This is a genomic window from Streptomyces sp. NPDC050703, assembly GCF_040654435.1.
Lineage (GTDB): Bacteria > Actinomycetota > Actinomycetes > Streptomycetales > Streptomycetaceae > Streptomyces.
The window spans coordinates 204389-218849 of record NZ_JBFAHX010000007.1 but is presented as its reverse complement, the minus strand read 5'-3'; the positions used below and the strand labels follow the sequence as shown (position 1 = coordinate 218849).

14 protein-coding genes and 1 pseudogene are annotated in these 14461 nt (G+C 73.0%); 7 read left to right on the top strand and 8 right to left on the bottom strand.

Going from position 1 to position 14461, the window contains the following annotated elements; genetic code table 11:
* Positions 1-31: 31 nt before the first annotated feature.
* The 5 genes from AB0I16_RS09820 to AB0I16_RS09800 all read right to left on the bottom strand — a co-directional run bounded on the left by AB0I16_RS09820 (position 32) and on the right by AB0I16_RS09800 (position 3994).
* Positions 32-790 (bottom strand): DUF1326 domain-containing protein, encoded by a 759-nt coding sequence (locus AB0I16_RS09820; protein ID WP_363248777.1) that lies wholly within the window; start codon positions 788-790, stop codon positions 32-34.
* A 144-nt stretch (positions 791-934) separates the two neighbouring features.
* Positions 935-1483 carry a DUF4396 domain-containing protein gene (locus AB0I16_RS09815; RefSeq protein ID WP_363248775.1) on the bottom strand — a complete coding sequence of 183 codons (549 nt, stop codon included), beginning with the start codon at positions 1481-1483 and terminating at the stop codon, positions 935-937.
* Between the two features lie 250 nt (positions 1484-1733).
* Positions 1734-2450, bottom strand: a complete 717-nt coding sequence (locus tag AB0I16_RS09810; RefSeq protein WP_363248774.1) for a DUF305 domain-containing protein — start codon at positions 2448-2450, stop codon at positions 1734-1736.
* A gap of 126 nt (positions 2451-2576) precedes the next feature.
* Positions 2577-2993 (bottom strand): DUF6153 family protein, encoded by a 417-nt coding sequence (locus AB0I16_RS09805; protein WP_363248773.1) that lies wholly within the window; start codon positions 2991-2993, stop codon positions 2577-2579.
* 86 nt (positions 2994-3079) lie between these two features.
* The gene (locus AB0I16_RS09800) at positions 3080-3994 is read right to left on the bottom strand and encodes an alpha/beta hydrolase (protein ID WP_363248772.1); all 915 of its coding nucleotides are present in this window, start codon (positions 3992-3994) and stop codon (positions 3080-3082) included.
* A 111-nt stretch (positions 3995-4105) separates the two neighbouring features.
* On the opposite strand from AB0I16_RS09800, the gene AB0I16_RS09795 reads away from it, so the two are divergent.
* The 4 genes from AB0I16_RS09795 to AB0I16_RS09780 all read left to right on the top strand — a co-directional run bounded on the left by AB0I16_RS09795 (position 4106) and on the right by AB0I16_RS09780 (position 8715).
* On the top strand, positions 4106-4630 hold the full coding sequence (locus tag AB0I16_RS09795; protein ID WP_363248822.1) for a CGNR zinc finger domain-containing protein: 525 nt from the start codon (positions 4106-4108) through the stop codon (positions 4628-4630).
* Positions 4631-5432: 802 nt separating this feature from the next.
* Positions 5433-6134 (top strand): GAF and ANTAR domain-containing protein, encoded by a 702-nt coding sequence (locus tag AB0I16_RS09790; RefSeq protein ID WP_363248771.1) that lies wholly within the window; start codon positions 5433-5435, stop codon positions 6132-6134.
* Between the two features lie 135 nt (positions 6135-6269).
* On the top strand, positions 6270-7724 hold the full coding sequence (locus AB0I16_RS09785) for an FG-GAP-like repeat-containing protein (protein ID WP_363248770.1): 1455 nt from the start codon (positions 6270-6272) through the stop codon (positions 7722-7724).
* A 157-nt stretch (positions 7725-7881) separates the two neighbouring features.
* Positions 7882-8715, top strand: a complete 834-nt coding sequence (locus tag AB0I16_RS09780; RefSeq protein WP_363248769.1) for a sensor domain-containing protein — start codon at positions 7882-7884, stop codon at positions 8713-8715.
* Here AB0I16_RS09780 and AB0I16_RS09775 read toward each other — a convergent pair.
* A complete protein-coding gene (locus AB0I16_RS09775) occupies positions 8657-9616 on the bottom strand; it encodes a DMT family transporter (protein ID WP_363248768.1) in 960 nt (319 codons plus the stop codon). The two genes, AB0I16_RS09780 and AB0I16_RS09775, sit on opposite strands and share 59 nt — an antisense overlap.
* A 268-nt stretch (positions 9617-9884) precedes the next feature.
* Here AB0I16_RS09775 and AB0I16_RS09770 point away from each other — a divergent pair.
* Positions 9885-10769: pseudogene (locus AB0I16_RS09770) on the top strand (LysR family transcriptional regulator); the annotation flags it as partial.
* 370 nt (positions 10770-11139) lie between these two features.
* On the opposite strand, the gene AB0I16_RS09765 reads toward AB0I16_RS09770, so the two are convergent.
* Positions 11140-11697, bottom strand: a complete 558-nt coding sequence (locus AB0I16_RS09765) for a GNAT family N-acetyltransferase (protein WP_363248767.1) — start codon at positions 11695-11697, stop codon at positions 11140-11142.
* A gap of 714 nt (positions 11698-12411) precedes the next feature.
* Here AB0I16_RS09765 and AB0I16_RS09760 point away from each other — a divergent pair.
* Both AB0I16_RS09760 and AB0I16_RS09755 read left to right on the top strand, forming a co-directional pair.
* A complete protein-coding gene (locus AB0I16_RS09760; protein WP_003955420.1) occupies positions 12412-12708 on the top strand; it encodes a type II toxin-antitoxin system VapB family antitoxin in 297 nt (98 codons plus the stop codon).
* Between the two features lie 187 nt (positions 12709-12895).
* Positions 12896-13537, top strand: a complete 642-nt coding sequence (locus AB0I16_RS09755) for a LytR C-terminal domain-containing protein (protein ID WP_363248766.1) — start codon at positions 12896-12898, stop codon at positions 13535-13537.
* A 102-nt stretch (positions 13538-13639) separates the two neighbouring features.
* Here the strand turns inward: AB0I16_RS09755 and upp are convergent, their stop codons facing one another.
* Positions 13640-14275, bottom strand: coding sequence for a uracil phosphoribosyltransferase (upp, locus tag AB0I16_RS09750; RefSeq protein ID WP_363248765.1), 636 nt, complete (start codon positions 14273-14275; stop codon positions 13640-13642).
* Positions 14276-14461: the final 186 nt, after the last annotated feature.

Genomic DNA, 14461 nt, shown 5'->3' with positions numbered 1-14461 from the left:
TTTGGCGCCCGGTGTGAGCGGCCGGAGGGGTTCACCGTTCGCGGTGAGGGCTTCCGGCGTTCGTGGGGCGCCAGTCGAAGGGGAAGTGCTTGCTCGAACCGCCGCGGTACTCGTGGGAGAAGTCGAAGCCCTCCGCGTGGTCCCCGTCGACCACGCCCCAGGTGGCGATCTGGCCGGGGCCGACTTCGGCACCGGGTGCGTTGACGAGCTGAACCCGGCGGTCGGGGTCGGCCGTCGGGCCGGTGAGGGCGGTGGCGCCGACCGCGACCTTGTCGGCGACGGCGGCCCGCCAGTACGAGAGGTCCTCGGCGGCGTCGAAGCGTATGGGTGCGTAGCGGACTTCGCGCAGGTCGCTGATGAGCGAGCCGAACTGGCCGGGCCAGCCGCCGGCGCGGCCCGCGAAGATCTGCTCCAGGGCGTCGCGTTGCGACTGGTCGCCCCTGTCGTCGATGTACAGCATCGCCTTCATCGTCGCGTCGGGATCTCCGACCCACATGTTCCCGGCGAACTCGCCGAGCGCGACCACGCCCAGGCCGTCGAGGCGTACGTCGCCGAAGTACCCCTCATGGACCTGCCAGACGAGAGTGAACAGGCAGTCCCCGTGCGTCGGCGCCTGGGCGAAGGTGCACGGGCAGGGCAGCGAGCAGCTGCATACGTCGAACCACTCGCCCCGCAGATGCCAGTCCGGCACGGCGCCGTCGCCGTCCGCGCTGCCCGCCCTGTCCGCTCGTACGACCGTGCGGACGTCACTGACGGGGATGGGCTTCGACGCTGCTGAGGATGTGCACATGGTGGCCTCCTGCTTTCAGTGGCTTTCAGTGGCTTTCAGTTACTTTCGGGTACTTGCGGGTTGTCCGTGGATGCTTGTGGGTGCTTATAGGTGTGGGGGGTATGTCCGCACGCCTGGCCGATGCGGAGGCAGTGCGTATCGGCGTCAGTGGTGCGCGTGGACGACCGCGTGGCCCTTGCCGCGACCGATCATCCATTTGTTGACCGGGGTCGTGATCGCGAAGGCGACGGCGAAGCCGCCGAGCAGTGCCAGCCAGAACAGGGCGTCCGACAGATGCGCGTCCATCGCGCCCGGCGTCAGAGCGATGATGCCGTTGTCGACCAGTTCCATCACGGCGATCGAAACGGTGTCCGCGGCCAGCGCCACCTTGACGGCGCTCCTGAAGTCCAGGCCGGCCCTGAGGACGGCGAACAGGGTGAAGGAGTAGCCGAAGAGGAACGCCAGGGCGATCGCCAGGGCCATGGTGGGCACGTTGCCCCACATCAGGGCGGTGCCGATGACCATGCCGAGGATCTCGCCGATGGCGCATCCGGTCAGGCAGTGCAGCGTCGCCTTCGCCGCCATCGCCCAGGACGCGCCTCCGCCCGCGTGGCCGTCGTGTCCACCGCCACCGTGCCCACCGCCGCTCCGGTGTGCGGCGTGACCCTCGTGTCCGGCGCCGGCGTGGTGCGCGCCGTGGTCCATGGCACTCATGCGCTCATCCCCATTCCGAATTCCGAATTCCGATCGTGCGGTGCGGTGCGGTGATTCCGTCCGACCCGTCTGATCCGTCTGCTTCATCCGCTTCGTCCGCGCGTTGCGGCTGCTCTCGCGATGTGCAGGACCATATACCCCCCAGGGGTATCTACGCCACAGTTTTCTCCGACTACGGGCAGGGAGCGGGGAGGCCGAGGGAGGGGAGGGGCCGGTCGGCCCCTCCCCTCCCTCGCTCATGGGCCGGAGGTCAGTCCTTGCCGAGCAGGCCGTTCATCCTGGTGATCTCGGCGGTCTGGGACTTGATGACGGCGTCGGCCATCTTCTTCGCGCCGGGGAAGGCTCCTTCGGCCTTCTCCGTCTTCGCCATCGCCACCGCGCCCTCGTGGTGCTTCACCATCATCTTCATGAAGGCGGTGTCGAAGGCCCTCCCGGACGCCCTCTCCAACTCGTCCATCTCCTCGGGCGTCATCATTCCGCCGGAGCCGTGCGCGGAGTGGTCCATGGCGCCCTTCGCGGGGACTTCCTCACCCCAGGACGTCAGCCACCCGGACAGGGTCCTGATCTCCGGGTCCTGGGCCTTCTTGATCTCCCCCGCGAGCTTCTTCACCTCGGTCGACCCGGCCCGGGACGGAGCGAGGTCCGCCATCTCCACGGCCTGGCGGTGATGAGGGATCATCCCCTTCGCGAAGGCGACGTCGGCGGCGTTGTGCGCGCCCTTCTCCGCCGGCGCCGAGGCGGCCGGCGACTTCGAGCCGTGGCCGTCGTGTCCGGCGGAGCTGTCGCCGTCCGAGCCGCCGCAAGCGGCCAGGACGAGCGCGGCCACTCCCGCGCTCGCGACGGCGGCGGTGACACGGCGGAGGCGGGAACGGGTCTCGCCCGCGATGGCCTCGGTCAGAACGGCCCAATTGGTCAGATCAGACCGATTGGTCAGATTTGCCTGATTGGTCAGATCGGTCTTGCTCATGGTGGTGCTACTCCTTGGTACGCAGCCGCTCAGGGCATGCGTCAGTACGGATGAGGGCGTTCCTGGGCACGCGCCCGTCACCGGCCGGCCCGATGGCAGGACGGGAAGGGCGACGCGCGGGCCGCTCTATATCCGTAGGAGTTGCAGTTCAGCCAGGTCGGGCGGCGCCCGCCCGCTCTCGGCCGACCCCTCGGCGAGGGCGGGGAGTTCGGCGGCCGGGGGTGCGCCCCGCAGGGCCACGGCCGACGCCGGGGGCACGTAGGAGGTGCCGATCCCGGTCGCCGCGCAGGTCGCGTCCGCGTGGTCGACGTGGCCCGCTCCGCCGTCGGTGTGGGCGCAGTCCCCGCCCGCCTCGTGCGCAGCCGCTCCGGTCATCGCCGTTCCGTGCCCGCTCGCGGCGCTCGTGTGCGCCGCGCCGGGCACGGGGCCGGGGCCGGGCCCCAGACCGTGCATCGCCAGCACACCGGCCAGCACGACGAGCCCCAGCAGCAGAAGGCCGTGCCCGGCGGGGCGACGGCGCGACGGCTGCGCGGCGGAGGTCATGAAGCTCATCGTACGGTCGGGCCGACCACCCACCCTTCACCCCTCGCCCCTCCGCCCCGTCGCGCCCACCAAGAGACCTGCGCGGGCTAGGAGACCCGCGCGGACTTCGCCGGCGGCGATGGTTCCGTGGCCGCGGCGACGGCAGTGGTCAGGAAGCCGCGTATGTAACCGGCCACGGTGTCCAGGTGGCTTTCGAGGAGGAAGTGGCCGCCCCCGGGGATCACGTGGATCTCCGCGTCCGGCAGGTCCTTCGCGAAGGCGCGCGCGCCGTCCGGGCCGAAGATCTCGTCGCCCTCGCCCCAGACGGCGAGGAGGGGGACCCGCGACTTACGGAAGTAGGCGTGCACCTCGGGGTAGAGCGGCCGGTTGTGGAGGTAGTCGCGGAACAGGGCGAGCTGTACGAGGTCCTGGCCGGGACGGTTGACCTCGCGGTGGTCGGCGGCCCAGGTGTCGGGGTCGACCAGCTCGGGCCGCGCCACGCCGTGCAGGTACTGCCAGCGGATGGCGTCGAGCGAGAGGGCGGTGCGGGCGGCGGGCTCGGTCAGGGGGCCCGGGTTCTCGCCGTACGCCCAGAGCGGCGCCCAGAAGTCCGGTACGAAGCCCTCCTCGTAGGCGTTGCCGCTCTGCGAGATCACCGCGGTGATCGCGTCGGGGGCGCGCAGGGCCAGCCGCCAGCCGATGGGGGCGCCGTAGTCCTGGACGTAGACGGCGTAGCGGTCGATGCCGAGCTGGGCCAGGAGGGCTTCGGTGATGTCCGTCAGGGAGTCGAAGGTGTACGTGAAGGCGTCCGCGGGCGGGGCGTCGGAGTTGCCGAAGCCCAGGTGGTCGGGGGCGATGACGTGGAACCGGTCGGCCAGCGCCGGAATGAGGTGGCGGAACATGCGAGAGCTGGAGGGGAATCCGTGCAGCAGGACGAGCGTGGGCGCCTCGGGCGCTCCCGCCTCGCGGTAGAAGACGCGGTGTCCCCGCACGGACGCGTACTGGTGGCGGACCTCAGCCATGCTTAACCCCTTCGGAGCCTTATGGTGGTTACTGCCGGGTGACCAGTAGACCGCCGCGGGAGTAACCTGTCAAACCCCTTGATGGAGTTAGCGGAAGATGAGGTGCGGTCGATGCTCGACGACCAGGCCCTGATGTGGGCGCTGAACAGCACTCCCGTCGTCGACGGCCGGCCTCGGGATCTGTGGGACGACGACCGCGAGCTGGAGCGATGGGCCCGGGAACACGGTGGCCTCGGCGGTGACGAGGAGCGCCGATGGCTGCGCACCGCGCGGGACGCGCTCCAGGCCGTGGAGACGGGCGGGGCGGCGGGGCCCGGTCTGCGCCAGGTCCTCGCGGGCGTCCGCCGCGTCCCCGAGCCCGGCCCCTCGGGCGTCGAGTGGCGCCTGGAGGTGCCGCCGGAGCGCAGGCTCGCCGTGGAGCTCGTCCTCGCCTGGGCGGACGTCAAGGAGCGCTTGCCCGGCCGCCTGCGGCCCTGCGGGAACCCCGAGTGCCGCCTGTTCCTCCTGGACCGCAGCCGCGCCAACGCCGCACGGTGGTGCTCGATGAAGACCTGCGGGAACCGGCTCAAGGCCCGCCGGCACCAGGCACGGACACGGGAGAACCAGCGGCCCGGGCAGGGCCAGCGGTCGGAGTAGGAGCAGCGGCCCGGGCAGGACCAGCGGTCCGGACAGGACCAGCGGTCCGGGCAGGGCCAGCGGGACCACCGGGGCGGGCAGGGGCAGGGGCGGACAGCGCCGGAACCGTCGTGAGCGCGTGGAGGGAGGGGATGGCCGCCGTCGGGCTCACGGTCCTGACGGCGGCCATCGGCGAGGACGGTGCGGCTCCCCTCCGGTGCCGCCCTCGCATCTGACGTCCTCGTCGGTCCGTCCGGGACGAGCGGGAGTACGTCCCGGCCGTGCGCGGGCCGGAGGACGGGGCGCTGGTCGGTGCGGTGGGCCCGGGGTCAGGGGGCTCGGCGTGCGCGCACACCCCGCGACGGGCGCAGGGCGCGGCAACAGGCGGACCGGGGCGGTGAACGCCCGTTCGTTCGGTGCGCCTTTCCCCCGCAGTACAGCTCAGTTCATCTGCCCGCGCCAGAGCGCTATTCGGCCGCGGCGGGGCGGTTGTCCGGACGTGCACTCGTCACCTTCGGACATATCCCCCCATGTCCCCGGCGAGTGCGGTCCGGAACCAGGGGTACCCGGGCGCCACCTGATCACAGGACGAGGCGCCGCGAGGCGCGGAACGAAGCGCCGCGAGGCGCTGGACGAGGCACCGGAGGGTGCGGGACAAGGCACCGGAGGGTGCGGGACAAGGCACCGGAGGGTGCGGGACGACGCGCCACGGAGCGCAGGGCCAGGCGCCGCGGAGCGCAGGGCCGGGCGCCACGGGACGCGGGAAGACGCGCCGCGGCGCGCGGGACGACGAGGCGCTGTTGAGCGCGGGAATGGGAGCGTCATGACGGAGCGGTTCACGGCGGCGGACCTGGTTCTCTCCGCCGCGGCCCACGACGACGCCGAGGATCTGCCGCGGCGCCTGTGCGAGGCGCTGTGCGAAGGGCTGCCGGTCGACGGCGCCAGCCTGTCCTTCCTGACCGACACCCCTTACCGCCAACTGCTGTGCGCCTCGGGCACGCTGTCGCTCCGCCTGGAGGAGCTGCAGTTCCTCGCGTCCGAGGGGCCCTGCGTGACGGCCGTGACCAGCGGTCGGCCCGTACTGGTCAGCGACTTCAGGCAGCCGCTGACCCGCTGGCCGCTGTTCGAGGCCGCCATGCAGAGCGAGCTGAGGCAGGTCGGAGCCGTCTACGCCTTCCCGCTCGCCTTCGACGACAAGGTGTTCGGCTCGGTGGAGCTCCTGCGGCACGAGCCGCTGGTGCTCGACGAGGAGACGGCCGAGCAGGCCGAGACGGCCGCCTGCACCGTCGCCAAGGTCATGCTGCCCGCCTTCTGGCAGCTGCTGGCCCACGGGGAGCTGCCCCTCTGGGAACCCGCCGAGCAGATCGACACCCACTGGGGCACCACGCACCAGGCCACCGGCAGGCTCGCCGACCGCCTGCACATCACCCCGGAAGAAGCGCTCGCCCACCTGCGGGCCTCCGCCTTCGTGACCGGGCGCCCGCTGCCCGAGATCGCCCAGGAGATCATCGACCCGCCCACCTAGCCCGCCGTACAACCCTCACGTCCCGTCGAAGGTCTCTTGATCGCCCAGCGCATCGTCCACGCGCGCGTGGGCGCCCCTTTCGTAGCGGAACGCCCGTCTCCCGGGCTCCGCATGCCGCCGCAGGAGAGACCCCGCATGCCCCAGAAGTTCCGTACGGCCCTGGCCTGTGCCGCCACGGCCGCCCTGACCGGTTCCCTGCTCGCCGCGGGCTCCGCGCCGGCCGGGGCCGCGCCCGCGCCCGGTGGGGACCGGATACGCGCCGACTTCAACGGCGACGGCTACGGCGACCTCGCCATAGCGGCCCCGACCGCCAAGGTCTCGGGGAAGTCCGGCGCCGGTTACGTCGCCGTCGTCTACGGCACCGCCCGCGGCCTCGACACCGCCGAGCGCACGCTGATCAGCCAGGCGACCTCCGGCATCCCGGGCACCCCCGAGAGCAGCGAGTACTTCGGTGACCGGCTGACCGCCGGCGACCTCGACGACGACGGCTACACCGACCTGGTCGTCGGCGTGCACGCCGAGCAGATCGGCAGCACCGACGACTCCGGCGCGCTCACCGTGATCTGGGGCGGCGCGAGCGGCCTCAAGAAGGCCACGGACATCACGTCGCCCCTGCCGGCCAACCGCCACGAGCTGGGCTGGTCGGTGGCGACCGGCGACTTCGACGGGGACGGGAAGACCGACCTCGCCGCCGCCAACCTCGCCTCGCCCGAGCTGAACATCTTCAAGGGCCCGATCTCGCGCACCGGCAAGGCCGTGAAGCGCACGGGCATCGACACGTACGAGGCGACCGGCATCAACACCGACAGGATCGTCACCGGTGACGTGAACGGTGACGCCGCCACCGACCTGCTGATCATGGGCCAGGAGGAGCACGGCGACGGCTACCGCACCCGCGGCGTCCTCTACACGGGCGGTACGACGCCCAAGCCCGCGGGCAAGGTCGCGGGCGGTTACGCCGCGACGATCGCCGACGTGGACAAGGACGGCTACGGGGACATCGTCACCGGCAACTTCATGGAGAAGTCGACCGACGAACCGGACGGCGGCAAGGGCGGCGCCATCACCGTGACGTACGGAGCCGCGAACGGTACGAGCACCCGCACCCCGGTCCGCGTCACCCAGGCCACCTCGGGCGTGCCCGGCACCGCCGAGAAGGGCGACGCCTTCGGCTGGAGCCTCTCCGCGGGCGACACCAACGGCGACGGATACGCCGACATCGCGGTCGGCGCGCAGTCCGAGACCATCGGCTCCGCGCAGCAGGCGGGCACCGTCGTCGTACTGCGCGGTTCGGCGCGCGGGCTCACCGGCACCGGCGCGAAGGCCTTCTCGCAGAGCACCGCGGGTGTGCCCGGCACGGCCGAGCGCATGGACAACTTCGGCGGCGCCGTCCAGCTCACGGACGTGGACGGCAACGGGCGCGCCGAGCTGGTCGCCGCCGCCGCGCACGAGAACGACGGCGCGGGCGCCGTCTGGCTCTTCAAGTCCACCGCCTCGGGGATCACGGCGACGGGCTCGAAGTCGTTCGGCGCCGGTACGGTCGGCGGCCCCTCGGGCCTGGCCTACTTCGGCGACGTCCTGCAGGGCTGACCCGACCGGCGAGGGCCGACGGGCCGGGTCAGGGGGCCTAGCACCACCCCCGGAACACCTGGCCGCCGTATGCCGCCGGGGGCGCGGATCGACGAGTGTGGGGCGTGCCGGAACAGCACGTCCCCCGCTCCCCGCCGCGACGATCCGAGGCCCCGCCATGAGCATCCAGACCCTGCCGCAGACCACCCGCCCGCAGACCACTTGCCCGCAGACCACGCGTCCGGACGCCGGTCGCCCGGACGCCGAACCGTACGCGGACGCCGGACCGTACCCGGGCGCCGGACCGTACCCGGACACCCCGCCGCGGGAGGCCGCTGCCTTCGGCGGTGCGGCGTCCGCCGGGTTCTGGCGGGCGCCGTTCGCCGCCGTCACGTTCCGGGAGATCGGCCACGTACTCGTCTCCCTGCCCGTGGCGATCGCCGGGTTCGTCTTCGCCGTCACCGGGTTCGCGCTGGGGGCGGGGCTGCTCGTCACCGTGTTCGGGCTGCCCGTACTCGCCGCGGTCCTCGCGGGGGCGCGGGGGCTCGGGGCCGCCGAGCGCGGTCGGGCGCGCAGGGGGCTCGGTCTCGCCGTCGAGGGCCCCGCCCCGCTCGACCCGCGGCGGGACCGCGGCTGGTGGGCGGGGACGCGGGCGCGCCTCACGGACACCTCGGGGTGGAAGGCGCTGCTGTTCCAGGCCGTGATGTTCCCCTGGCGCGTGTTCAGCTTCGTCCTGACGGTGACCGTCTTCTCCACCGGCTGGGCGCTCGCGCTCTTCCCCACGTACTCCTGGGTCTTCCACCGCTACGTCGGCTGGCCCGGTTACCGCGTCTACGACTTCACGTCCGGCGGCGAGCGGCACCAGTACTACATCACCTCGCCCGCCCAGATCGCGGCCGTGGCGCTCATCGGCGCCGTCGTCGTCCTCCTCACCCCGAAGCTGGTCCGCGGCCTCACGAACGTCGACCGCTCGGCGGTGCGCTCACTGCTCGGCCGGGGCGCGGGCGGCTGAGCGGCCCGCACCGGCCCGCGCCGCCCTCCCCGCCCCGGGTGAGGCCCACCCCGGCGAGGACCACCGCCATGCCGACGACGACCCGCGGCCCGACGTCCTCGCCCAGGACGAGCGCGCCGAGCGCGACGGAGACGACGGGCAGCAGATAGCCGACGGTGGCGGCCGCGGTGGGCCCCTCGTCGGCGATCAGCCGGGAGTTGAGGTGGAAGGTGATGCCCGTGCCCAGCGTGCCGAGGACGACGACCGCGAGGATGCCGGTCGCCGTCGGCGACGAGGAGCCGCCGGGGGCCGCGGGCAGGGCGAGCGTGGTGAGCCCCGTCGCGGTCAGGAGCTGCGCGGCGGAGAGCGCGAGCGGCGCGGAGTCGCGGACGATGAGATGGCGTGCCATGTAGGCGAAGGCGACGGCGTAGCTGACGGCGGCGGCGAGCAGCGCGAGCGCGCCCCAGCTCGCGAGCCCCGTCTGCCGCCAGGGCGCGAAGATCAGCAGGGTCCCCGCGAAGCCGATGAGCAGTCCGGCGAGGCGGAGGCGGCCGAGGCGGCGTTCGGTGCGCAGCATCAGGCCGATGGCCACGGACCACAGGGGCGTCGTCGCGTTCAGGACACCCGCCACGCCCGAGTCGACGGTCTGCTCGCCGACGCCGAAGAGGAAGAACGGCAGGGCGTTGCAGAACAGGGCGGCCACGACGAGTTGGCCCCAGACCCGGCGGTCCCGCGGCATGCGCTGCCCTGCCGAGCGGGCGAGGACGAGCAGCACGGCGGCGCCGAGCGCACACCGGACGATCGTGAGGTGCAGCGGGGCGATGCCGCCTTCGAGCGCGAGCTTGATCCAGAGGAAGCCGGAGCCCCAGAGCAGGGCGAGGACGGCCATACGTACGAGGGTGGCGCGGGGGCCGCTGAGCATGGCTCGCCTCCGTCGGGAGCAGCGGGTGTGGGGTCCCTGGAAACGGTCCTCCGCCATGACCTGTAAGACAAGCGAAAAGAAGTGCACCCAGAATTAAGCACTGCTACATGCCGCTCCATGGCGCACCGCGCACGGCGCGTACGCCGCATCTCCTCGCCCGCCGCGTCCCCTCCCCTGCCGCATCTCCTCCCTCGCCACGTCTCCTCCCTCGCCACGTCTCCTCGCCCGCGCGTCCCCTCCCCCGCCCTCCCGTCGCCATACTGTTCGCATGCTCGACATGCGGCGCATGCAGATCCTGCGGGCGGTGGTCGCCAGTGGCTCGGTCACCGCGGCGGCCCGCAACCTCGGCTACACCCCCTCCGCCGTCAGCCAGCAGATGGCGGTCCTGGAGAAGGAGGCGGGCATCGCCCTCCTCGAACGGACGGGACGCGGGGTGCGCCCGACCGAGGCGGGCCGGACCCTCACCGAGTACGCGACGGCCATCGGCCGCCACGCCGCGGCGGCGGAGACGGCACTGGCCGAGCTGCGGGCGGGGCGTACGGGCCGCGTCTCGATGCGGTACTTCGCCACCGCGGGCGCGCCCCTGGTCGCCCCGGCGCTCGCCGCGCTGCGCCGCGCCCAGCCCGGCGTACAGGTGGAGCTGAAGCTGTTCGAACCCGCCGACCCGGTGCCCGAGGTCAAGGCGCGGCGGGCCGACCTGGCGCTGGTGGTCGGGCGCCCGGAGGCCGCGGTGGACGGCGTCCGCTTCGTGCACCTCCTGGACGACCACTACCGCGCGGTGCTCCCGGCCGGCCACCGCCTCGCCGCGCGTCCCGTGCTGGACCTCGCCGAGCTCGCCGAGGAGCCGTGGGTCGCGGGCGAGACGCCGGGACCGTGCCTCGACCCGGTGCTCGACGCCTGCGCGGCGGCCGGCTTCACCCCGGACTTCGTGGTGGAGAGCGGCGACTACGCCACGGCCCAGGGTCTGGTCGCCGCGGGCCTCGGCGTCACCCTGATCCCGGAGCTGGGCCTCGCGGGCGGCCACCGCCCCGACGTGGTCGTACGGGAGGTCACGGGCCCCCGCCCCGTCAGGTCGGTCCACGCGGCGATCCGCGACGGCACCCCGGTGCCGCCCGCGCTACGGGGCCTCCTCGACGCACTGCGGACGGCGGCGGCGCGAGCGCTGGGCGAGGCACCTCCGCGGGCCACGGACACCCCGGAGGCGCCGCCCCGTGGGATCGGCGGCGAGAGCAGCACACCGAGGACGCCTGAGGTCAGTCCTTCTGAGACCGGTCCACCGGAGGTCGGTCCGCCCAAGGTCGGGCCACCCGAGGCCAGTCCACCGGAAGCCAGCCCACCCGAGGCCAGTCCACCGGAAGCCGGCCCGCCCAAGGCCGGTCCGCCCAAGGTCGGGCCACCCGAGGCCCGTCCATCGGAAGCAAGCCCACCCACAGCCGGTCCACCAGAAGCCAGCTCACCCAAGGCCAGTCCACCCAAGGCCGGTCCACCGGAGGTCAGTCCACCCAAGGCCAGTCCGCCGGAGGTCAGTCCGCCGGAGGCGCCGCGTAGCAGCGCAGGGTGACCCGTCCGCCCGGCTGCCACTCCTGCTCGACGACGTCGAGGAGCCGCCAGCCGAGGCGTTCGTAGAGCGCGGCGGCCGAGGCGTCGGAGGAGACCACGTCGAGGACCGGATGCAGTCCGCGCGCCCGCGCCTCCCTGGTCGCCCGCCCCATGAGGAGCGCCCCGATCCCGTGGCCGCGCGCGTCCGGCGCGACGAAGAGGCGGCCGACCACGGCCGTCGTCCGTACGTCCACGCCCGCACGCGCGCTCCACAGCCCGGGCGCCACGTCCCCCGCCGCGCCGGGGGCCAGCGACACGTGCCCCACGACCCGTCCGTCGAGCTCGGCCACCCAGGCGCTGAGCGAGGCGGTCCCGGCGAGCCAGGCGCCGGGCTCCGCGGGCCAGTTGACGGGATAGCCATCGGCTTTGTGCACCTGCGCGAGCACTCCGACGCACGCCTCCACATCGCCCTCACCGCCCCGCTCCCGCAGGTGGAGGACAGGGTGGCCGTCGGTCGCGTCGGCGACCTGGTCTCGTCTCATCGGAGCATCGAAGCACAGGCCCGCCGGTACCGGCACGGCCAGGCCGACCGGGCCCATTTCACCCCCGGGCCACTACGCCCCGCCCCGCCCGGGGAAATGCCCTGAATGAGCCGCCCCGTTCCGTTCGCACCGCGCCTCCGGGCGCGACCACGGCCGAACCCTGCGGCACGGCTTCGCGGGCAGCCACATGTGGGGCTTCGGGCCTGGCCACACGTGGGGCATCCACCACACCCCTGCGAAGCACCACGGACCCCCGACGCACCCCGGACCCTGGACGCGCCCCGGACCCGCGAAGCGGCACGGACCCGCCAAGCGACACGGATTCCGGAGGCGACGCACGCGCAGGACGCGCCCGAAGCCCGTGCCCGTCGTGCGGGCGAGCGGCGAGCGGCGAGCGGCGAGCGGCGAAGGAGCGTGACGCCCGCCCCCGGGAACGGCTGACGAGAGCCCGGCGCGACGCGGCCCCCGGGGGCGCGCTCGCGCCGGACCGCACACCGGAACCCGCGGTTCGACGCGTCGCCTTCGCGCCACCACCGACACGTTCGGGCGATTCCCGCTCCCCGATGTGGACGGATCCGCCCGGTTCTCGGCCATGTGAGCCGCCGCTTCCGGCTTGAGTGTTCCGGGTTTGCCCTGATATCAGGTGTCATTTCCCGCAGTCGCACTCGGTCACCATGGCTGCGCCCGGAGAGCCTTGCCCGGTAGGCTTTCCGTGTGATCTTCAAGCGCATCGGAAACGGCCGGCCGTACCCCGACCACGGCCGGGAAAGCACCCGCCAGTGGGCGGACGTCGCGCCGCGCCCGGTCCGCCTCGATCAGCTCGTGACGACCAAGGGGCAGCTCGACCTGGAGACGCTGCTCGCCGAGGACTCCACGTTCTACGGCGACCTCTTCGCGCACGTGGTGAAGTGGCAGGGCGACCTCTACCTGGAGGACGGACTGCACCGCGCGGTCCGCGCCGCGCTCCAGCAGCGCCAGGTCCTCCACGCCCGCGTGCTCGAACTGGGCTGACGCCCGGCCGCACGCCCGGCCGCCGCCGGCCCCACTCCACCCGGGCCCCACTCCACCTGGCCCTGGGGCCCACTCCCCCTGCCCCGGAGCCCACCCCCCCCCCGGCATTGGCCCTTTCGGGTTGCACTCACCCCGGCTGGATGATCATTTAGTAGGCATCGTCACCGGGCCGCACTACGCTGCGCCCATGAGCATGCTCACTCCCCCCGGCATGGGCGGCGAATACCGCATCACGGGGGACAAATATCCGCGAATGCGCCGCACCGGCGGCCGCCGCAGGATCGTGCTCGCGGTCGTCGCGTCCGCCGCGGCCCTCGCCCTGATCAGCTGGGGCACCCTGCAGCTCATCCACGTCTTCTCCGGCGGCGCCAAGGCCTCCGCCGCGGGCGGCGCCGCCGACTGCGACCGCCGGGCGGAGCGGTCCGCCGCGGCCAGGGAGGCGAAGCCGCTGCCGAAGCCCGGCCAGATCAAGGTCAACGTCCTCAACGCCACGCCCCGCGGCGGCCTCGCCAAGAAGACCGCCGACGAGCTGAGGAAGCGCGGCTTCACCATCGGCGAGGTGGGCAACGCCACCAAGGCCCTCGACAAGAAGGTCAAAGGCGTCGGGCTGCTGCTGGGCGCCCCCGCCGCGGCGGACACCGCGCTCCCCGTGCTCGGCACGCAGCTCGCGGGTGCCGAGCGCAGGGCGGACGCCCGCAAGGGCGGCGAGGTCGACCTGATCATCGGCGACCTGTTCAAGGGCCTCGCCAAGAAAGAGGACGCCGACAAGGCCCTGGCGGCACTCGCCAAGCCCGAGCCGACGTCCCGGCCGTCGGGCAAGGACTGCTGACGGCGAAGAACCGCTGACGGCGAAGAACTGCTGACAGCGAAGAACTGCCCACGGCGAAGAACCGCCGGCGGAGGAGGAACACCGGCCAAGGGCCGGCCGCCGCTACTCCGCCGTGCCGTACATGCGGTCCCCGGCGTCGCCGAGACCCGGCACGATGTAGCCCTGCTCGTTGAGCCGCTCGTCGACCGAGGCCGTCACGACCGTCACCGGCGTGCCCGCCAGCTCGCGCTCCATGACCTCGACGCCCTCGGGGGCGGCGAGCAGCACCACGGCGGTCACGTCGTCGGCGCCGCGCTTGATCAGCTCCTGGATCGCCGCGACCAGCGTGCCGCCCGTGGCGAGCATCGGGTCCAGCACGTACACCTGGCGCCCGGAGAGGTCCTCCGGCATGCGCGTCGCGTACGTGGAGGCCTCCAGGGTCTCCTCGTTGCGGATCATGCCGAGGAAGCCGACCTCGGCGGTCGGCAGCAGCCGGACCATGCCGTCGAGCATGCCGAGACCCGCGCGCAGGATCGGCACCACCAGCGGGCGCGGGTGCGACAGCTTGACGCCCGTCGTCCGCGTCACGGGGGTGTCGATGTCGACCTGCTCGGTGCGCACGTCCCGGGTGGCCTCGTACGCGAGCAGGGTGACCAGCTCGTCGGCGAGGCGCCGGAAGGTCGGGGAGTCGGTGCGCTTGTCGCGCAGCGTGGTGAGTTTGTGCGCCACCAGCGGGTGGTCGACAACATGCAAACGCACAATACCTCCAAGGGTCTGAACAGCAATATGGCCGCTCACAGCGACCCTTTGCACCAGGCTACCGGTGCTGTGGCGGTATGCCCGATCGTGATGAGACCGCCGCCCTGGCGTGGGGTGGCGGCTCGGGCGATGGAGACGTATTGAGCTCCAGCAGGATTTCCCGTTCTGGAAAGCCGAGCCTCTTGA